General features: G+C 63.7%; 16 protein-coding genes and 1 pseudogene (1 of these 17 cut by a window edge). 13 read left to right on the top strand and 4 right to left on the bottom strand.

All coding sequences use genetic code 11. From position 1 onward, the window contains the following. Both NKI79_RS29860 and NKI79_RS29855 read left to right on the top strand, forming a co-directional pair. Positions 1-807, top strand: a pseudogene (locus tag NKI79_RS29860) (hypothetical protein); the annotation flags it as partial. A 9-nt stretch (positions 808-816) separates the two neighbouring features. After that, positions 817-1,470, top strand: coding sequence for a Vgb family protein (locus NKI79_RS29855; protein ID WP_352476315.1), 654 nt, complete (start codon positions 817-819; stop codon positions 1,468-1,470). Between the two features lie 40 nt (positions 1,471-1,510). On the opposite strand, the gene NKI79_RS29850 is transcribed toward NKI79_RS29855, so the two are convergent. Beyond that, positions 1,511-1,996 carry a MarR family winged helix-turn-helix transcriptional regulator gene (locus tag NKI79_RS29850; protein ID WP_352806682.1) on the bottom strand — a complete coding sequence of 162 codons (486 nt, stop codon included), beginning with the start codon at positions 1,994-1,996 and terminating at the stop codon, positions 1,511-1,513. 101 nt (positions 1,997-2,097) lie between these two features. Between NKI79_RS29850 and NKI79_RS29845 the strand changes: the two genes are divergently transcribed. Next, on the top strand, positions 2,098-2,988 hold the full coding sequence (locus tag NKI79_RS29845) for a DMT family transporter (RefSeq protein WP_352737569.1): 891 nt from the start codon (positions 2,098-2,100) through the stop codon (positions 2,986-2,988). An 18-nt stretch (positions 2,989-3,006) separates the two neighbouring features. On the opposite strand, the gene ubiG is transcribed toward NKI79_RS29845, so the two are convergent. Then, positions 3,007-3,756 (bottom strand): bifunctional 2-polyprenyl-6-hydroxyphenol methylase/3-demethylubiquinol 3-O-methyltransferase UbiG, encoded by a 750-nt coding sequence (gene ubiG / locus NKI79_RS29840; protein WP_254816707.1) that lies wholly within the window; start codon positions 3,754-3,756, stop codon positions 3,007-3,009. Positions 3,757-3,970: 214 nt separating this feature from the next. Between ubiG and NKI79_RS29835 the strand changes: the two genes are divergently transcribed. The 9 genes from NKI79_RS29835 (at position 3,971) to NKI79_RS29795 (ending at position 16,909) form a co-directional block, all read left to right on the top strand. Further along, complete coding sequence (locus tag NKI79_RS29835) at positions 3,971-4,540, top strand: putative glycolipid-binding domain-containing protein (protein ID WP_352806679.1); 570 nt, start codon at positions 3,971-3,973, stop codon at positions 4,538-4,540. A gap of 199 nt (positions 4,541-4,739) precedes the next feature. Then, the gene (locus NKI79_RS29830) at positions 4,740-5,993 is read left to right on the top strand and encodes an aspartate kinase (RefSeq protein WP_254816709.1); all 1,254 of its coding nucleotides are present in this window, start codon (positions 4,740-4,742) and stop codon (positions 5,991-5,993) included. Between the two features lie 181 nt (positions 5,994-6,174). Further along, positions 6,175-8,445 (top strand): phosphoenolpyruvate--protein phosphotransferase, encoded by a 2,271-nt coding sequence (gene ptsP / locus NKI79_RS29825; protein WP_292661374.1) that lies wholly within the window; start codon positions 6,175-6,177, stop codon positions 8,443-8,445. 139 nt (positions 8,446-8,584) lie between these two features. Further along, a complete protein-coding gene (prfA, locus tag NKI79_RS29820) occupies positions 8,585-9,664 on the top strand; it encodes a peptide chain release factor 1 (RefSeq protein WP_352506686.1) in 1,080 nt (359 codons plus the stop codon). Continuing rightward, positions 9,657-10,535: a peptide chain release factor N(5)-glutamine methyltransferase gene (gene prmC, locus NKI79_RS29815; protein WP_352806675.1), complete on the top strand. Its 879-nt coding sequence runs from the start codon at positions 9,657-9,659 to the stop codon at positions 10,533-10,535. Before prfA ends, prmC begins: the two co-directional genes overlap by 8 nt. A 331-nt stretch (positions 10,536-10,866) precedes the next feature. Beyond that, entirely contained in the window at positions 10,867-11,829 is a 963-nt protein-coding gene (locus tag NKI79_RS29810; RefSeq protein ID WP_352806672.1) for a DUF4167 domain-containing protein, read from the top strand. Between the two features lie 237 nt (positions 11,830-12,066). Continuing rightward, entirely contained in the window at positions 12,067-14,673 is a 2,607-nt protein-coding gene (clpB, locus tag NKI79_RS29805; RefSeq protein WP_254816714.1) for an ATP-dependent chaperone ClpB, read from the top strand. A gap of 148 nt (positions 14,674-14,821) precedes the next feature. Beyond that, positions 14,822-15,187 (top strand): MmcQ/YjbR family DNA-binding protein, encoded by a 366-nt coding sequence (locus tag NKI79_RS29800; protein WP_352476322.1) that lies wholly within the window; start codon positions 14,822-14,824, stop codon positions 15,185-15,187. 237 nt (positions 15,188-15,424) lie between these two features. After that, a complete protein-coding gene (locus NKI79_RS29795; protein ID WP_352806669.1) occupies positions 15,425-16,909 on the top strand; it encodes a L,D-transpeptidase family protein in 1,485 nt (494 codons plus the stop codon). A 321-nt stretch (positions 16,910-17,230) separates the two neighbouring features. On the opposite strand, the gene NKI79_RS29790 is transcribed toward NKI79_RS29795, so the two are convergent. Beyond that, a complete protein-coding gene (locus NKI79_RS29790; RefSeq protein ID WP_352806666.1) occupies positions 17,231-17,863 on the bottom strand; it encodes a TMEM175 family protein in 633 nt (210 codons plus the stop codon). A gap of 168 nt (positions 17,864-18,031) precedes the next feature. Here NKI79_RS29790 and NKI79_RS29785 point away from each other — a divergent pair, with 168 nt between their 5' ends. Beyond that, a complete protein-coding gene (locus NKI79_RS29785; RefSeq protein WP_352806663.1) occupies positions 18,032-19,597 on the top strand; it encodes an MFS transporter in 1,566 nt (521 codons plus the stop codon). 18 nt (positions 19,598-19,615) lie between these two features. Here NKI79_RS29785 and NKI79_RS29780 read toward each other — a convergent pair whose 3' ends face one another. Continuing rightward, a protein-coding gene (locus NKI79_RS29780) for a M23 family metallopeptidase (protein ID WP_352476325.1) crosses the window boundary here: on the bottom strand, positions 19,616-20,072 show its 3' end. It continues 1,502 nt past the right edge of the window; the window shows 457 of its 1,959 coding nt (coding positions 1,503-1,959); the start codon falls outside the window, past its right edge — the gene reads right to left on this strand; its stop codon occupies positions 19,616-19,618.

Genomic DNA, 20,072 nt, shown 5'->3' with positions numbered 1-20,072 from the left:
TTCCTGCGGCGCGGGCTTTTGCCGATCGGCAATATGGTATCGGCGCTGCCGATCATCGGCGTCGCGCCGATCATGGTCATGTGGTTTGGGGGGGGGGGGGGGGGGGGGGCCCCCCCCGCGTCCGGCATCCCCGCGCTGATCGCGGAGGTGGAGAGCGCATCGGTGGTGCTGGATACGCCGGCGGCACGCCTTATCGCCCGTGGTGAGGAACGGCCCCTCCTGCTCGATGAAGTCGAAGCGCTTCTGGCGTCGGGGGCGCTCGTGGTGGATGCATGCCGCAATGTGGTGCGGGTAGCAGATACGGTTGTCTCGCTGGCGACCCGCCCGGTGCTGTTCGCGCTGGCCCGCGCGCTGGCCGAAGCCTGGCCGGGGGACTTGGCAAGATCGACGCTTATCGCGCGCGCTTTCCGCGGAAAGGACGCGGACGAATCACATCGCGCACGGTTACGGGTCGAAGTCGGGCGGCTTCGCGCGGAGCTTCGTAGCTTGGCCGATGTGAGCGCGACGAAGCGGGGGTTTTCGCTGGCGCCGCGCCGCGCAGGTGAGGTCGTCGTGCTGGCGCCGCCCGTCGAAGAAGAGCATGCCGCCGTGCTCGCCTTCCTCGCTGACGGCGAGTCTTGGTCGAGTTCGGCCCTGGCGATTGCGCTTGGAGCCAGTTCGCGTACCGTGCAGCGGGCGCTCGAGCAGCTCGCCCAGGCCGGCAAGGTGCAGTCGTTCGGCCGCGGACGGGCGCGTCGCTGGATGACCCCGCCGCTAACGGGTTTCCCGACAATCTTGTTACTCCCCGGTCCACTGCCGGGCTACTAGGATGGAATTATGGAACGATCCTCTGCCGAAATCATCCGTGAATACGGACCCTTTCCGGGTGTCGACCACGTAGACGGCGTTACCTTCGACGGTGAGCATGTCTGGTTTGCCTCAGGCGACAGATTGAACGCCTTCGATCCGGCAAGCGGCAAAGTGGTGCGCTCGATCGAGGTCGCGGCACACGCCGGAACGGCCTTCGACGGCCAGCACCTCTATCAAATCGCCGAGGATCGCATCCAGAAGATCGATCCAAAGAATGGCCAGGTGCTGGCGTCGATCCCGGCGCCTGGCAATGGCGGTGATTCCGGGCTCGCCTGGGCCGAAGGAACGCTCTGGGTCGGGCAGCATCGGGGCCGAAAGATTCATCAGGTCGATCCCGAGACAGGGGCAATCCTTCGCACCATCGTTTCCAACCGCGTCGTCACCGGCGTCAGCTGGGTCGACGGCGAGCTGTGGCATGGGACTTGGGAGGGCGAGGAGAGCGATGTCCGGCGGATCGATCCTGAAACGGGAAAGGTTCTGGAGAAGCTCGATATGCCGCCGGGAACAGGCGTGTCGGGGCTCGAATCCGATGGCGGCGACCAGTTTTTCTGCGGTGGCGGAAACAGCGGCAAGATCAGAGCTGTTCGCCGGCCCAAACGAGGCTCTGCGACCAGGATTTGAGCTTTTTCCATCCCCTCGGGCCGGCCCTTGGCCGGTTCGGTTAGCTCAAGCTCGCGATCAGTTTTTCGAGCAGGCGGGCCAGCATGGTCTGCTCCGGGCGTGCTAACCCAGAAAGTATCTGGTGCTCGTTGGCGACGTGAGCAGTCACCGCCTCATCGATCAAAGCGAGGCCCTTCCCGGTCAGCTGCACAATAATCCCGCGGCGATCGTCGGGGTGCGGCCCGCGCTTGATCAGGCCGGATTTCTCGAGCCGATCGAGGCGGTTGGTCATCGCGCCCGACGTCACCATCGTCGCCTCGTACAGAGCCGTCGGCGTCAGCGCATATGGCGGCCCGCAACGACGCAGCGTCGCCAGCACGTCGAATTCTCCGGATTGCAGCCCGTAACTTGAAAACAGCGGCGCCAGCCGCTCTCGTGCGATCAACGAGGCGGCCTCGTTCAACCGTCCAAGCACGGCCATCGGCGAGACATCGAGATCCGGCCGTTCCTTTTTCCATTGCTCGATCGCTTTTGCCGCGCGATCCATGTCTCTCACCGTTATGTATCTTGACGTGAAGAATCTTTATATTATCTTACCTCAGCTTGTGGTGTAGGCCAAGGGCCGCGAACGGGCGACGGGATGGTGCGATGAAATTTCTCTGGGACTCGGCGCTTGGCCTTCTGGTCGTCACCGGCGGACTGCTCGGCCTGACGCTGCCGTTCGGCAAGATCGCGACGACGGCCGGCGTGCCCGCCATGGTCTGGGCCTTCGTCATCTCGCTTGGCGCCGGCGGCGTGCTTTTGTGCGCATTGCTGCTCAACGGGCAGCGCATGCGGCTTACGCTGCACAGGCTGCGCTATTTCTTCGTGACCGCGGCCGTCTCCTACGCAATCCCCAATCTGCTGATGTTTTCAGCGATTCCGCATCTGGGCGCCGGCTATAGCGGCATCATGTTCACGCTGTCGCCGGTCGTCACGCTGGTGTTCTCGATGCTGCTCGGCGTCAGGCGCCCGACCACGCTGGGCGTCGTCGGCATCGCCGTCGGTTTCGTGGGCGCAGTCATGGTGGCGGTGACGCGCGGCGAAGCGGGCCAGCCGGCCGAATTTTTCTGGGTTGCGATGGGCCTGCTCATCCCCGTCAGCCTCGCCGCCGGCAACATTTACCGTACCGTCGACTGGCCCGAAGGCACCGGCCCGATCGAGCTCGCCGTCGGCAGCCATCTGGCAGCAGCCTTGATGCTGCTTGCGGGCATCCTGGTGCTGCTGGAAGGCAATGCATTCGGCTCGCTCGGCGGCGTGCCGCTGGTCGCTGCGGCACAGGTGGCATCAGCCTCGGCGATGTTCGCCTTCTTCTTCCGCCTGCAAGCGGTCGGCGGCCCGGTCTATCTCAGCCAGATCGGCTACGTCGCGGCGGCGGTCGGGCTGTTTGCCGGGACCCTCTTCCTCGGCGAGCGCTATCAACTGCTGACCTGGGCCGGTGCCGTCATCATCACCGCCGGCGTGTTCATCACCACCAAGGCGCAAAGCCAGAAGACCTAGGGGCGAGGAGGCGTAAGTTCAGACGGATGCCTTCTCCGCCAGCACCATGTAGTTGACGTCCATGTCCTTCGAGCGCTGCCAGCGGTCGGCGAGCGGGTTGTAGGTGACGCCGGTGCGGTCGATGACGGTCAGGCCAGCACCTGCAAGCGCCTTTTCCAGTTCCTCGGGGCGCACCAGCTTGCCGAACTGGTGGGTGCCGCGTGGCAGCCAACGCAGCACATATTCGGCGCCGATGATGGCCAGGCCCAGGGCCTTCAGCGTGCGGTTGATGGTGGCGACGAACATGATGCCGCCGGGCTTGACCATCTCTCCGCATTTGGCCAGGAACAGATCGACATCGGCGACATGCTCGACCACTTCCATGTTGAGGATGACGTCGAATTTTTCGCCGGCATCGGCCAGGTCTTCCGCGGTGGTGGCGCGGTAATCAACGCTCACGCCGACTTCCGCAGCATGCAGCTTGGCCACTTCGATGTTGGTGGCGGAGGCATCGGCGCCGACCACTTCGGCGCCAAGCCGCGCCATCGGCTCGCACAAAAGCCCGCCACCGCAGCCGATATCAAGGAAGCGCAGGCCTTCGAACGGCCGTGCCGCACGCGGATCGCGGCCGAAGCGGGCCGCCACCTGGTCGCGGATATAGGCAAGCCGGATCGGGTTGAACTTGTGCAACGGGCGGAACTTGCCGTTCGGGTTCCACCATTCGGCGGCAAGGGCGGAAAAGCGTTCCACCTCTCCGGCATCGATCGTCGATCGTCGGGGCTCAGGCATGGCGTGGTCTCCTCGGACGCTAGGAAGTCGGGCGCGAGGCTGCGAATGTCAAGGCGCGAAATTCACCGCCGGCTGCGCGATGCGCGCGATGCCTGCCGGCGCCGCCTTTTGCCCGCTGCATTTGTGTCAGCACGTGTCAGTTGATGGTGTGCCGGAAGGAAACGCCTAAGCTCTGGCGGACGAAGCAGAGACATCGGGTTTGTAGGAGTGCGCAATGATGCGAGCGGTTGCTTCCATTCTTTGGCGCCGGCTTGACCAGGAAGGCCACGACGCTTGCCTTCTGTCGGAAGCGAGTTCCGGGTGGAACCTAAGGGGACACGCGCTTTTCGTCCAGGACGGCAAGCCGTGCAGCATCGCGTACGAAGTGGACTGCGACGCCGATTGGCGTACACGCTCGGCGCGCGCCGACGGCTTTGTCGGCACGCAACAGCTGCATTATGGGATCGACCGGCTGACCGAGCGCCAATGGACGCTGAACGGCGAGCATCAAGCGGAAGTCGACGGTCTCATCGATGTCGATCTCGGCTTCACGCCCGCCACAAACCTTTTGGCGCTTCGCCGTTTTGCCCTCGATGTCGGTATGGCGACGCCCGCGCCGGCAGCCTATCTGACATTTCCCGAACTCAGGCTCGTGCGCCTGGAACAGACCTACCAGCGCGTCGATGCGGCACATTACGCCTATGCCGCCCCGATGTTCGGCTACAACGAGATGCTGGAGGTCTCGCCGGTAGGCTTCGTCCTCGACTATCCGCGCCTGTGGAGAGCCACGGCACAGCTGGGCTGAAGCGCGCATCATATTGGCAAGACGCAGGGCAGGCACGATGCTGCGCTGGTGTGTCGCCCGGCCGGCAGCGGCGGCACGCCTTGCGAAACGACTGTCATTTGGCTAAGGAGGCCGCGCATTGAGCGCCTCGCTACAGCGTGGCGCATTTTTCCACTTTTCGGCCTTCGGTCCGGCATCCAGTCAAAGGCATTTCGCTTCCATGGCGCGCATCGTGATGAAATTCGGCGGAACGTCCGTCGCCGACATCGCCCGCATCCGCAATGTGGCGCGCCATGTCAAACGCGAGGTCGATGCCGGGCATGAAGTCGCTGTGGTGGTCTCGGCGATGGCCGGCAAGACCAACGAGCTCGTGCAATGGACGCGCGAGGCCTCGCCAATGCACGATGCGCGCGAATATGACGCCGTAGTCGCTTCCGGCGAACAGGTTACGGCCGGCTTGCTGGCGATCGCGCTGCAGAACATCGGCGTGCATGCCCGTTCCTGGCAAGGCTGGCAGATTCCGATCAAGACCGATAACGCGCATGGCGCGGCGCGCATTCTCGATATCGATGGTGCGTTCCTGATCAAGCGCTTCGGCGAAGGCCAGGTGGCGGTGGTCGCCGGTTTCCAGGGCATCGGGCCGGACAACCGGATCGCAACGCTCGGCCGCGGCGGTTCCGATACCAGCGCAGTCGCCATCGCGGCGGCGGTCAAGGCCGACCGCTGCGATATCTACACCGATGTCGATGGGGTCTACACGACCGATCCGCGCATCGAGCCGAAGGCCCGGCGGCTGGCCAAGATTTCCTTCGAGGAAATGCTCGAAATGGCGTCGCTCGGGGCCAAGGTCCTGCAGGTGCGCTCGGTCGAGCTTGCCATGGTGCACAGGGTGCGTACCTTTGTGCGGTCGTCCTTCGACGATCCCGATGCACCCGGAATGGGGGATTTGCTCAATCCGCCGGGAACGCTTATTTGCGACGAGGAAGAGATCGTGGAACAGCAGGTCGTCACCGGAATTGCCTATGCCAAGGACGAAGCGCAGATTTCGCTGCGCCGCGTCGGCGACCGGCCGGGCGTCGCCGCCGGCATTTTCGGGCCGCTGGCCGAGGCCAACATCAATGTCGATATGATCGTCCAGAACATTTCCGAGGACGGCAAGTTCACCGACATGACCTTCACCGTGCCATCCGGCGACGTCGACAAGGCGCTTGCCGTGCTCGAACGGCTGAAGGCGACGATCGGTTACGACGTGGTGCAGTCGGAAGCCGGCATGTCGAAGGTCTCGGTCATCGGCATCGGCATGCGCAGCCATGCAGGCGTCGCCGCCACCGCCTTCAAGGCGCTGGCCGACCGCGCGATCAACATCCGCGCCATCACGACGTCCGAAATCAAGATTTCGATCCTGATCGACGGTCCCTATACGGAACTAGCAGTTCGCACTTTGCATTCCGTGTACGGTCTGGATAAGCAGTAGCAGACTGCATCGGCCCGAAAATCGGAGTCGATTTTCGGAAGGCGGGATGCGGCGGATCGAAAGGCTTGGAGCGGTCTTTATGCGTCCAATTGGACGATGGCGCTCTAATTGAGTTGTTGCGTTTGTGCCGCTGTGCAGGGCAACCTGCACCGGTTGAAACGCTATTGGAGAAGAAGCCGCGATGCGTGATTCGGCCAGTGGCCCGCGCGTTTTGCTGAAACGGCTCCGCGAGCTCATGCAAGAGCCGCTGGAGCCGCAGGAGCGGCTTGACCGAATCGTGCGCGACATCGCCTCCAACATGGTTGCCGAGGTCTGCTCGCTCTATGTTCTGCGCGCCGATTCGGTGCTCGAACTCTACGCCACCGAAGGCCTGAACCCGAACGCCGTCCACCTGGCGCAGCTCAGGCTGGGCCAAGGCCTGGTCGGCACGATCGCGGCCTCGGCGCGGCCGCTCAACCTCTCCAACGCGCAGGAGCATCCTGCCTTCGCCTACCTGCCGGAGACAGGGGAAGAGATATACAATTCCTTCCTCGGCGTGCCGGTGCTGCGGGCAGGGCGGACGCTCGGCGTCCTGGTCGTGCAGAACAAGACCATGCGCCATTATCGCGACGACGAGGTCGAGGCGCTGGAAACGACGGCGATGGTGATCGCCGAGATGATCGCCACCGGCGATCTGGAGCGGCTGACAAGGCCCGGCCTCGAGCTCGATCTGCGTCGCCCGGTAAGCTTTACCGGCCTGTCCTTCAATGAAGGCGTCGGGCTCGGCCATGTGGTGCTGCACGAGCCGCGTATCGTCGTCACCAACCTGTTCAACGAGGACAGCGAGGAAGAGGTCAGGCGGCTCGACGCGTCCCTCGGCTCGCTCAGGCTGTCCATCGACGACATGCTGGAGCGCCGCGACGTCGCCTTCGAGGGCGAGCATCGCCAGGTGCTCGAAGCCTATCGCATGTTCGCCAACGACCGCGGCTGGGTGCGCCGGCTCGAGGAGGCGATCCGCAACGGCCTGACGGCCGAAGCGGCGGTCGAAAAGGTGCAGAGCGACATGCGTGCCCGCATGCTGCACATGACCGATCCGTATCTGCGCGAACGGATGAGCGATTTCGACGATCTCGCCAATCGGCTGCTGCGGCAGCTGATGGGGCGCGGACCGGAGGACGTCGCGGCCTCGCTGCCCAAGGACGCCATCATCGTCGCCCGCTCGATGGGGGCTGCCGAGCTGCTCGATTATCCCAGGGACAAGCTGCGCGGGCTGGTGCTGGAAGACGGCGCCGCGACCAGCCATGTCGTCATTGTGGCGCGAGCCATGGGCATACCCGTCGCCGGCCAGATGAAGGGCGCGGTTTCCATGGCGGAAAACGGCGATGCCATCATCGTCGACGGCGAGGAAGGCGCGATCCATCTGCGCCCGCAGCCCGACCTCGAGGCGGCCTATGCCGAGAAAGTGCGCTTCAGGGCGCGGCGGCAGGAGGTCTACCGCGAGCTGCGCAAGAAGCCGTCGGTGACCAAGGACGGTGTCCAGGTCGATCTTCTGATGAATGCCGGACTGGCGGTGGATTTGCCGCAACTGGCCGAAGCAGGTGCGGCCGGAATCGGTCTGTTCCGCACCGAGCTGCAATTCATGGTCGCCTCGACTTTTCCGCGCGCCGAAGCCCAGGAGCGGCTTTATCGTGACGTGCTCGAAGCGGCGCGCGGCAAGCCGGTGACGTTCCGCACCATCGATATCGGCGGCGACAAGGTGCTGCCCTATTTCAAGGGCTCGATCCAGGAAGAGAACCCGGCGCTCGGCTGGCGCGCCATCCGCCTGACGCTCGACCGGCCCGGATTGCTGCGTACCCAGATCCGCGCGCTGCTCAAGGCGTGCGGCGGACGCGAACTGAAGCTGATGCTGCCGATGGTGACCGAACTCGGCGAGATTGCGCAGGCGCGCGAGATCATCGATCGCGAGGTGCGGCATCTGTCGCGCTTTGCCCATCATTTGCCGACCAGCCTCAAACTCGGGGCCATGCTGGAGGTGCCGTCGCTGCTGTTCCAGCTCGACGAACTGATGAAGGCGGTCGATTTTGTCTCGGTCGGCTCGAACGACCTGTTCCAGTTCGTCATGGCGGTGGATCGCGGCAACACCCAGTTGTCCGACCGCTTCGACCCGCTCTCGACGCCGTTCCTGCGCGTCCTGAAGCAGATTGCCGACGCCGGGGCGCGCAACCATACGCCGGTGACCCTGTGCGGCGAACTTGCCGGCAAGCCGATTTCGGCGATGGCGCTGATCGGCCTTGGCTACCGCTCGATCTCGATGTCGCCGGCATCGATCGGCCCGGTCAAGGCGATGCTGACTGAACTGCCGCTCAGCGAGCTGGAAGCGTTCTTCGACGACAATCTGATGGCGCCGGCGCATGGCCTGCCGATGCGGGCGCTGCTGCAGGCGTTTGCCGACGACCGCTCCATACCGCTGTAGATTCACGTGAGGGCGGCCTGCAAATGTCGATTTTCTGCGCTTCCGGTGCTCATGTACTTAAATGTACATTCCGCTCCGGTTCTCGAAATCCGTCATTTTCGACTCGCCCTGACGTGAATCCCATCGAAGTTCCAGGACCATGATCAACCTGCCCCGCGACCGTATGGATCAAGTCGTCAAGCGTTTCGACATGCTCGAAGCGCAGATGTCGGCCGGGCCGGCGCCGGACGCCTATGTGAGGATGGCTTCCGAATATGCCGACATCCAGCAGATGGTGGCAAAGATCAGGGCACTGCGTGCCGCCGAGCGCGAACAGGCCGATCTGGAGGCGATGCTGGCCGACAAGGGCACCGACGCCGAGATGCGCGCCTTGGCCGAGGCCGACCTGCCGGAGGTCAAGCATCGCATCGAGGTGCTGCAAAAGGACATCCAGATCCTGCTGTTGCCCAAGGATGCCGCAGACGACAAGAACGCCATCCTCGAAATCCGTGCCGGCACCGGCGGTGACGAGGCGGCGCTTTTTGCCGGCGACCTGTTTCGCATGTACGAGCGCTATGCAGCGGCGCATGGCTGGCGTTTCGAGACGGTGTCGGCCAGCGAAGGCGAGGTCGGCGGCTACAAGGAAATCATCGCCACCGTTTCGGGCAAGGGCGTCTTTGCCCATCTGAAGTTCGAATCCGGCGTGCACCGGGTGCAGCGTGTGCCGACGACCGAGGCGGGCGGGCGCATCCACACCTCGGCGGCGACGGTCGCGGTGCTGCCGGAAGCCGAAGAGGTCGACATCGACATCCGGGCCGAAGACATCCGCATCGACACGATGCGGGCCTCGGGTTCCGGCGGCCAGCACGTCAACACCACCGATTCGGCCGTGCGCATCACCCATCTGCCGACCGGCATCATGGTGGTGCAGGCGGAAAAGTCGCAGCACCAGAACCGGGCGAAGGCCATGCAGATCCTGCGCGCCAGGCTTTACGACCTCGAACGCAGCAAAGCGGACGAGGAACGTTCAGAATCGCGCAAGTCGCAGGTTGGCTCGGGCGACCGCTCGGAACGCATCCGCACCTATAATTTTCCGCAGGGTCGCGTCACCGATCATCGCATCAACCTGACGCTCTACAAGCTCGACCGGGTGATGATGGGTGAACTCGACGAGATCATCGACGCGCTGATAGCCGATCACCAGTCGAAGCTGCTCGCCGATATAGGCATCGATGGCTGACAGCCTGCCCGCCACTCTGGCGCCGCTGCTGCGGGAAGCGCGAAACCGGCTCGCCGCAGCCGGGATTGCGGATCCGGCGCTCGATTCCAGGCTGATCGTCGAGCATTTTTCCGGCACCAACCGCACGCAGGCCATCGCCGATCCTGGGTGCGCGGTCGATGCGGACGTGACGGCGGCAATCGATGCCGCCTTGCTGCGGCGCGTCGCCGGCGAACCGGTGCACCGCATCCTCGGTTACCGCGAATTCTACGGCTTGCGCCTTTCGCTTTCGCCGCAAACGCTGGAGCCGCGACCGGATACCGAAACGCTGGTCGAGGCGGTGCTGCCTTTCGTCAATGCAATGGCGGCACGCGAAGGCGGTTGCCGCATCCTCGATCTCGGGACCGGCACCGGTGCCATCGCGCTGGCGTTGCTCAGCGTGGTTCCGGCCGCGACCGCCACTGGCGTCGACATTTCGCAAGAGGCGCTGGGCACCGCCACGCGCAATGCCAGGGAATTGGGGCTCGCCGGCCGGTTCAGGGCGCTCAAATCCGACTGGTTTGAAAAAGTTTCTGGCCGGTACCATGTAATTGCCGCAAACCCTCCCTATATACCCTCAGACGACATTGGAAATCTGCAGGACGAGGTCCGCGGTTTCGATCCACGCCAGGCCTTGGATGGCGGTGTGGACGGTCTGAGCCCCTACAGGAAGATCGCCGCAGGAGCGGCAGCGTATTTGGAAGTCCAAGGCAGGATTGCGGTCGAGATCGGCCATACGCAGCACCAACAGGTTACGGAGATATTCTCCGCGGCCGGGTACAGTTCTGTCGGGGTGTTTCGTGATCTCGGCGGAAACAACAGAGTTCTTGTGTTCGAACGGTGGAAGCCGTGATGCAGTGCGAAAAAAGCGCTTGGCAATACCGGGGAATGCGGCTAGGGTCGCCTTAACCGGATGAGACGAAGCAGGCAGTGCTCTTAGCGATTCGGTTTTCCTTGGAAACAGCTGCCTTCTTGCGCAAACGACGCCCAAGCTTCGTGCGGGAATCGTCCGGCAAGTGAAGTAACCGGAACAGGATGGCACGTGGCGCCAACGCAATTGATGCGGGCGAACGCCGGTGAAAGAACGAAACGGCTGGCCGCATGAGCGCCTCCGTTCGTGAAGAGTTTTTCGAAAATTTCAAAGTGAAGAGAGTCTAATGAGGCCACAACAGCAAAACAGGCGCATGCGCGGTCGCAACAACAATGGCGGCGGCGGCAATAACAATAACAACAACAACCGTAAGGGGCCGAATCCCCTGACGCGCAACTATGAGAGCAACGGCCCGGACGTGAAGATCCGCGGATCGGCTCAGCAGATTGCCGAGAAGTACGCAACCCTAGCCCGTGACGCGCACAGCTCCGGCGACCGGGTGATGGCGGAAAACTATCTCCAGCATGCAGAACACTATAACCGCATCATCGCAGCCGCTCAGGCGCAGATGCCGATCCAGAACGCCCAGCAGATTCGCGATGATTTCGACGATGATGGCGACGAGGATCGCGACGAGTTCGACAATGCCGGCAACAACAATGCCAACGAGACATCGGGCTCGACGGTCAATCAGGGGGCCGGCCCGCAGCCGGTCATCGATGGCACGCCGGCCGAGCTGGCGCTGAACCAGGAAAACAGCCGTGACAATCGCGGCGGCCGCGATAATCGTGACGGCCGCGACAATAATGGCGGACGCCACCGCGACCGTCGCCCCAATGGCGGTTACGGCCAGAACGGCCAGCGTGGCGAGTATAGCTCGCGCGGCGAGCAGCAGGGTGGCCAGCGCGTCGAACAGCCACGGCGCGACGAGGTTCCGGCGCAGGCGGAGCCCGTGCGGGCAGCTGAGCCGATCTTTGTGGGTGAACCCGCACAGCAATTCGACAACCTTTCGCCGGCGGGTCTCGCCGCCCAGGCCGAGCTCAACGAAGCCGCTGCCGAAAGCAGCCCGGCCCGCCGCCCCAGGCGTCCGCGTCGCCCGCGCCTCGATGTCGAACAGGCAAATGGCGGCAACGACAACGCCGGCCCTGAGAGTGCCGAGACAAGCAGTGCCGAGACAAGCAATGCCGGGACTGGCAATACCGACGCTGGCAATGTCGATGCAGCGCCGGCTGAAAGCCCCGGCGGTCAAGCTGTGATCGCAGACGTCGAGAATTGATCGAAAAAACGTTCGCTGCGCACTTTTGCGGGACATGTATGGACGGCGGAGAGAAATCTCCGCCGTTTTTGTTTTGCGCGCTCGCAATATTATCTATTCGCCAGTGTCGAGGCGTCTTGAGGGTCCGTGGTTTGCGTCCCATATCTTGCGTGAACAGGATCCGGCTCGAACGGGCGGGTCCGTCACCGCAATCTGATCCGGTGCCGCGAAGCGGGCCGGTGACGGAAGGAGACAGGCATGAATCTTGAAAAGTATTCCGAGCGCGTGCGCGGCTTTATCCAGTCCGCGCAAACCATGGCGCTTTCCCGCAATCACCAGCAATTCACCCCCGAGCATATCCTCAAGGTCCTCGTCGATGACGACGAGGGCCTGGCTGCGTCGCTGATCGAGCGCGCCGGCGGCAATGTCCGGGACGTCAAGCTCGGCGTCGAAACGGCACTGGAGGCAATGCCCAAGGTCGAGGGCGGCAATGGCCAGCTCTATCTGGCGCAGCCGCTGGCAAAGGTGTTTTCGACCGCCGAGGAACTGGCCAAGAAGGCCGGTGACAGCTTCGTCACCGTCGAACGGCTGTTGCAGGCGCTCGCCATGGAAAAATCGGCCAAGACGGCCGACATCCTGGCCAAGGCTGGTGTCACGCCGCAGAAGCTGAACCAGGTCATCAACGACGTACGCAAAGGTCGTACCGCCGATTCGGCGAGCGCCGAGCAGGGCTACGACGCGCTGAAGAAATACGCGCGCGACCTGACGGCGGACGCTCGCGCGGGCAAGCTTGACCCGGTCATCGGCCGTGACGACGAGATCCGCCGCACGATCCAGGTGCTGTCGCGCCGCACCAAGAACAACCCGGTGCTGATCGGCGAACCCGGCGTCGGCAAGACGGCGATCGCTGAAGGGCTGGCGCTGCGCATCGTCAATGGCGATGTGCCGGAATCGCTCAAGGACAAGCAGCTGATGGCGCTCGACATGGGCTCGCTGATCGCCGGCGCCAAATACCGCGGCGAGTTCGAGGAGCGGCTGAAGGCGGTACTTTCCGAGGTCACGTCCGCCGCCGGCGGCATCATCCTGTTCATCGACGAGATGCACACGCTGGTCGGCGCCGGCAAGGCGGATGGCGCCATGGATGCGTCGAACCTGCTGAAGCCGGCGCTGGCCCGCGGCGAACTGCACTGCGTCGGCGCCACTACGCTCGACGAATACCGCAAGCATGTCGAGAAGGATGCGGCCCTTGCCCGCCGCTTCCAGCCGGTCTTCGTCAATGAGCCGACGGTCGAAGACACCGTGTCGATCCTGCGCGGCCTGAAAGAGAAATACGAGCAGCACCACAAGGTGCGCATCTCGGATTCGGCGCTGGTCGCGGCCGCAACCCTGTCCAACCGCTACATCGCTGACCGCTTCCTGCCGGACAAGGCGATCGACCTGGTCGACGAGGCCGCGTCGCGGCTCCGCATGCAGGTCGATTCGAAGCCCGAGGCGCTGGACGAGATAGATCGCCGCATCATGCAGCTCAAGATCGAGCGCGAGGCGCTCAAGGTCGAGAAGGACGACGCCTCGAAGGACCGGCTCGCCCGGCTCGAGAAGGAACTCTCGAACCTCGAGGAGGAATCGACCGAGCTGACCTCGAAATGGCAGGCCGAGAAGCAGAAGCTCGGGCTTGCCGCCGACCTCAAGAAACAGCTCGACGAGGCGCGCAACGAACTTGCCATCGCCCAGCGCCAGGGTGAATTCCAGCGCGCCGGCGAACTTGCCTACGGCAAGATCCCGGAACTCGAAAAGCAGCTGAAGCAGGCCGAAGCCAGGGATGGCAAGGCCGGCATGGTCGAAGAAGTGGTCGGCCCCGATCACGTCGCCCATATCGTCTCGCGCTGGACGGGGATCCCGGTCGACAAGATGCTGGAAGGCGAGCGCGACAAGCTGTTGCGCATGGAAGACGAGATCGGCAAGCGCGTCGTCGGCCAGGGCGAGGCCGTGCAGGCAGTGTCGAAGGCGGTACGCCGTGCGCGCGCCGGCCTGCAGGACCCGAACCGGCCGCTCGGCTCGTTCATGTTCCTCGGGCCGACCGGCGTCGGCAAGACCGAACTGACCAAGGCGCTGGCCAGCTTCCTGTTCGATGACGAGAGCGCGATGGTGCGTATCGACATGTCGGAGTTCATGGAGAAGCACTCGGTCGCCCGGCTGATCGGCGCGCCTCCCGGCTATGTCGGCTATGAGGAAGGCGGCGCGCTGACCGAAGCGGTGCGGCGCCGGCCCTATCAGGTCGTGCTGTTCGACGAGATCGAGAAGGCGCATCCGGACGTGTTCAACGTGCTGCTGCAGGTGCTCGACGACGGCCGGCTGACGGACGGGCAGGGCCGCACGGTCGACTTCCGCAATACGCTGATCATCATGACGTCCAATCTCGGCGCCGAATATCTGGTCAATCTCGGCGAGGACCAGGATGTCGACGTCGTGCGCGACGAGGTGATGAATGTCGTCAGGGCTTCGTTTCGGCCGGAATTCCTCAACCGCATCGACGAGGTCATCCTGTTCCACCGGCTGCGCCGCCAGGATATGGGCCAGATCGTCCAAATCCAGCTCAAGCGGCTGGAAAACCTGCTTGTCGACCGCAAGATATCGCTTTCGCTCGATCAGGAGGCGATCGACTGGCTGGCGGCCAAGGGTTACGACCCGGCCTATGGCGCGCGGCCGCTGAAGCGGGTGATGCAGAAGGAATTGCAGGATCCGCTGGCGGAAAAGATCCTGCTCGGCGAGATCCTCGACGGCTCGACCGTCAAGGTCACCGCCGGATCCGACCGCTTGAACTTCCGCTCGAAGCCCGCAGTCGTGGCAACCGAGGCGGCCGCCTGAGTTCAAGCCAAGAGCCTGTTCCATCCCGATCGAATCGGGATGGAATTCCTAGCTTCAATTTCGACCATGATCTTTTCCGAAAAACCGGCATCCGCTTTTTGCTACGCCGACCGTCGGTCCATGGTCTAACACCACTGGCGGGGCGCAGATGACTTTGGACGACTACAACAGTTTCTGCGCCTCGCTGCCTTCGACGACCCATGTCGTGCAGTGGGGTGGCGCCCATGTCTGGAAAGTCGGCGGCAAGGTGTTTGCGATCGGCGGCTGGAGTGAAGGCAAGGAGCCGTTCGTCACCTTCAAATGCTCCGAGATCGCTTATGACGTGCTGAGGGAACAGCCGGGCCTTCGGCCGGCGCCGTATCTCGCCTCGCGCGGCATGAAATGGATCCAGCGCCGGACAAGCGAAAGCATGGATGATGAAGCGCTGAAGGATTATCTGCGCGAAAGCCACCGTCTCGTCGTGCTGAAGCTGACGAAGCAGGCGCGCAAGGAATTGGGATTCGCTGCCGGTTAATCGGTCAGAAATCCGCCATCTTCATGCCCGGTTCATATTGGAACCTTATGGTTGACAACTGATTTGCCGTCGAAGGGGTTCACCTGCCGCATCGGCCCGAAGATCGGATTCGATTTTCGCATGGCACGACGCGGAGATTTAGGTGTTGGAGCGACCTTTCGCGTCCGAAAGGACGCGCGGCGCTCCGAGGGGACAACGCCGACGGCTGCATTTACGGACCGGAGAATCTTGGCCACCATGCTGCGCACCATCTTCACCCTTTCAGCGCTCGCTGCCGGGATGCTGGCGTCTAATGCGATGGCCTCACCCCTGGCGGACACCGCGCCTGGGGTTGTTCGCGCTGCCGATGCGGGCGGCATTCTTGTCGCCCAGGACGGCAATCTCGACATCTATTACGACGCCAGGGGAAACCGCGTCATCGTCGATGCGGAAACCGGCAAGGTCATCGCCATCCAGCCGCCGCAGACCAGGCTCGACCGCCGTGTTTTGCGTCGCGAGCGCTTGCGCAACCTCGGGCCGGTCGAGGAGGACGATCCCTATTATCTCGACGACCCTGAGGACACGGCCCGGTTCCGCCGCAGGCAGTTGGAAGACGAAGGCAGGATCATCGTGCCGCCGGCCGACGAGTACGACCCCTATGGCGACAATTCGGTGGAAGCCTTCCCCGAAGCGCCACGGGATGACGGCTACGGCAACGATTATCCGGAGGCAGCGCAGCCGGTGAGGCCACGCACCATCGAGCGCCAGCCGCTCAACGAGGCCTCGATCGAGCCGGTCGAGCCGACAGTGCCGAATGAGCAGGCGGCCTTGCCGCCAAACACAGCCCCGCCGCCAAGCACTGGCGGCAAGACGGCGGTCGACCCGTCGCTTTCGCTCGGCGCCCGCCAGGACGTGGCGGCGCTGCAGGTGCTGCTCGACCGCGCCGGTGCGTCGCCCGGTGTCATCGACGGACGCTTCGGCTCGAATGTCGACAAGGCGCTCGCCGCCTATAACGAGATCACCGGCAGCAATCTGAAATCGACCGACGCGATCGGTATCCAGGCGGCCCTGGCGCAATCCGGCGGCGATGCCTTCGCCTCCTATACTATCACGCCCGAGGATGCGGCCGGCCCTTATGTTGCCTCGATACCGGAGGACTACAGCCAAAAGGCCCAGCTCGACCGCATGGGCTACACGTCGGTGCCCGAAGCGCTGGCCGAGCGCTTCCATATGGATGAAACCTATCTGAAGCAGCTCAATCCGGACGCCAATTTCAATCGTCCGGGCACCATCATCAAGGTTGCCAATTTCGGCAGGCTGGTGGCGACGCCGGTGGCGCGCATCATCGCTGACAAGGCCAACAAGCAGGTCCGTGCCTACGACGCGGCGGGCAAGCTTGTCGCAGCCTATCCGGCGACTATCGGCTCGTCGGATACGCCGTCGCCGTCCGGCACGCATGCGGTGTCGCGTGTCGCATTGGACCCGAACTACACCTACAACCCGAACATCAATTTCAAGCAGGGCGAAAACGACAGGATCCTGACCATCCCGCCGGGGCCGAACGGCCCGGTCGGCTCGGTCTGGATCGCACTGGACAAGCCGACCTACGGCATTCACGGCACGCCGGATCCGTCCAAGATCGGCAAGACCGAAAGCCACGGCTGCGTGCGGCTGACCAATTGGGATGCGCGCGAGCTCGCCAAGATCGTGACGCCCGGCGTTATCGTGGAGTTCGTCGAGTAATTTCCCTGGTTCAAAAGTTTGGCAGGTCGGATGCTTTCGCAGATCGCCAGCCTTGGAGATTTGCCGAAACCCTATCGTGTCGTCATCCTGGGACGGAGCAAGGAGCGAAGCGACGCGGCGCAGACCCCTGGATCCATGCCGTTACGATGGAGCACCGCGATGGCGCGGAATTCTGCTCTGCCGCACCCTTCGGCCGAGATCACGGCATGGATCCCAGGGTCTTCGCGACGGAGCTTCGCTCCTGCTTCGCCCAGGGATGACGAAGCTGAGGGGCCTCGGCCAACTTCCACGGTTTGCGACAGCCCACTGCGATGAACGATGTCACCCGATGACCTTGCGCAGCAGTGGCGCGCGCAGCGCTGCGGCATAGGTCAGCTGCACCACCAGAATGAAGCCGACGCTGAGCAACGGGCTGGCTAGGCACAGTGCCGCGCCGATCGCCCACAGGATCTGTGCCTTGACGATGCGCAGATAGACCGTTCGGGTGGTCTCCGCGTCGACACCGTCGGCCAGAAATCCGTTTTTGTCCGCGTAGCGCCAACTGGCGAGCAGCGTCAGTCCCAGCATCAGAAGATTGAGCCAGTAGACGAGCACCGCGGTCCTGAATTCAAGGAAGTCGGCCAAAAGATCGGTCGAGAAGGGCAGCAAGGCGATGAAGCCGAGGAAGCAGAGGTTCAGCGTGGCAAGCCGCCGGTCGGATTTTGCGATCAACCCGTGTTGCGCCTGCTGGCCGAACCAGAAGATGGTCAGCGTCAGGAAGCTGAGCGCATAGGTCAGGAAGCGCGGCGCCAGTGCTGTGATCGCGGCGATCAACTCGCTTTCGGAATGCACCGTTTCTTGCGCCGGCACCCTGATCTCGAGAACGATCAAGGTGAGCGCGATGGCGAACACGCCGTCGGTGATGCCGACGACGCGCCCGCGTCCTTCCGCCGAGGGCTCGAGCGGTCGTTTCATGCGGTAGTTTCCCCTTGTTGCAGCGTTGCGGGAATCTAGCACGGCATCCACCGTTTGCACCCGGACGGGCGTTCTCTCCTGCCTGTATGGCCAGGTTCGGCCTGGTTTCAACGAGAACAGCCTGCTGGCCGGTTGTCGGCGGCATGCCGGCGGTCTAGGTAAGGCGGCATGCACACGCCAACCAAAGTCGGTACTGGCGCCATTCCCCTGACCGGCTCACTTCCGGCCGATACGTTCTGCCCGCGGGCGCGGCGGCGGTTCGTGCTGATCGCCGCGATTCTGGCTTCCGCGCTCGGCTTTATCGATGGATCGGTCCTGGCCATTGCGACGCCGGCTATCCGCGTCGATCTCGGCGCCAGCCTGGCCGAGGCGCAATGGATATCCAACGCCTATGCATTGACGCTTTCAGCCCTCATTCTCGTCGGCGGCGCCGCCGGCGATCGTTTCGGCCTGCGCCACTCTTTCGTCGCCGGCATCGTCCTGTTCATTGCCGCCTCGCTTGCCTGCGCGCTGGCGCCTAACCCGGCGATGCTTATTGCATTTCGGGCTGTCCAGGGTATCGGAGCGGCCATCATGGTGCCGGGCAGCCTGGCCATTATCGCCAAAGCCTATCCAAAAAAGGAACGCGGCCGGGCGATCGGCATCTGGGCCGCGGCATCGGCACTGGCGACGGCGCTCGGCCCGGTGCTGGGCGGCTTCGTGCTGTCGGTGTTCGGCAACGGCATCTGGCGGGCGATCTTCGCCATCAATCTGCCGCTCGGTCTTATCTCGATCTATCTTCTGCTGGCCAAGGTCCCTGCCGACGCGCCGGCGGAAAAGCGCAGCCTCGATCTCGGCGGCGCTGCACTCGCCATATTGGCGTTCGGAGCTCTCGCTTACGGCCTGACCTCGATGAGTGGTGACGGGGAGGGGCTGATGTCCGGCCCGAGTATCGCCGCCGGTGCGGTTTTGCTCGTCGTGTTCGTCGTCTTCGAGCGCCGGCGGCGCGACCCGATGATCGATCTGTCGCTGTTTCGGATCGGCGCGTTCGCGGGCGCCAACGTGGCGACCTTCTTCCTTTATTTCGCCCTGTCGGCCAATTTGTTCTATCTGCCGATGCTCATGATCGCCGGATGGGGGCTGAGCGCGGCCGAGGTCGGCTTTATATTCCTGCCGCTGTCGGCGTTGATGGCACTGTTATCCGGACCGGTTGGCCAGTGGTCCGACCGCATCGGGCCTCGCTTTCCGATCGCCAGCGGCAGTCTGGTTGTGGCTCTTGCCTTTGCCGGACTTGCCTTGCTGGCCTATTGGGGCATCCACAGTTTCTGGCTGGGGGTATTCCCGCTGATGGCGTTGATGGGACTCGGCATGGCCCTGGTGGTATCGCCGCTGTCGACCGCCATCATGACGGCGGTCGAGGACAAGGATACGGGGGCGGCCTCGGGCATCAACAACGCCGTTTCGCGGATCGGCGGCCTGATTGCTGTGGCGGCGATGGGATCGCTGGCGGCCTGGGTTTATGCGGGCGTGCTCGGCACAGGTGCCGACTCCGGCATCCCCGGTTTCGGCGAACCGCCGCCCGCCGGCCTGGCGCCCGGCCTCGATGCGGCACGACTTGCCGCCAGCGACGCGGCATTCGCAGCCGTTGCCGCGGTGACCGCGCTGCTTTGCCTGCTTTCGGCAATCACCGCCTGGACGACGGTTTCGGGCGAGCGGCTGCCATGGGTGCGCGACACGGCGAATCAGCAGGGCTGACCACGAAAAAACGTCGGCTCAGCCTTCGATCTTGGCGCTCGCGACCTTCAACTGATTGCTGTCTTCCTGCTTGAGCAGGTCGTCGATGCGTTCGCGCTCGCGCTTGAAGGCGACGAGGTCGTCGCCCTTCAGCGTCTTGCCAACCGGCAGGCGGACGCGCATCGAATCGACCTTGGTGCCGTTGACGATCAGTTCGTAATGAAGGTGCGGACCGGTGGAGAGGCCGGTTGAGCCGAGATAGCCGATAACCTGACCCTGGCGAACGCGAACACCCGGCTCGATGCCTTTGGCAAACGCGCTCTGGTGATTGTAGGACGTCTCGTAGCCATTGGCGTGACGCAAGATGATCTGCTTGCCATAGCCACCGGCCCAGCCGGCCTTTTCGACGACGCCATTGCCTGCGGCAATGATCGGCGATCCTACGGGAGCTGCCCAGTCGGTGCCGGTATGCATCTTCACATACCCCAAAATGGGG

The sequence above is a fragment of the Mesorhizobium sp. M0340 genome, from assembly GCF_040321535.1.
Classification (GTDB): Bacteria; Pseudomonadota; Alphaproteobacteria; order Rhizobiales; family Rhizobiaceae; genus Mesorhizobium.
Note: the sequence above shows the minus strand (reverse complement) of the source record. Positions and strands in the feature narration are given on the sequence as shown.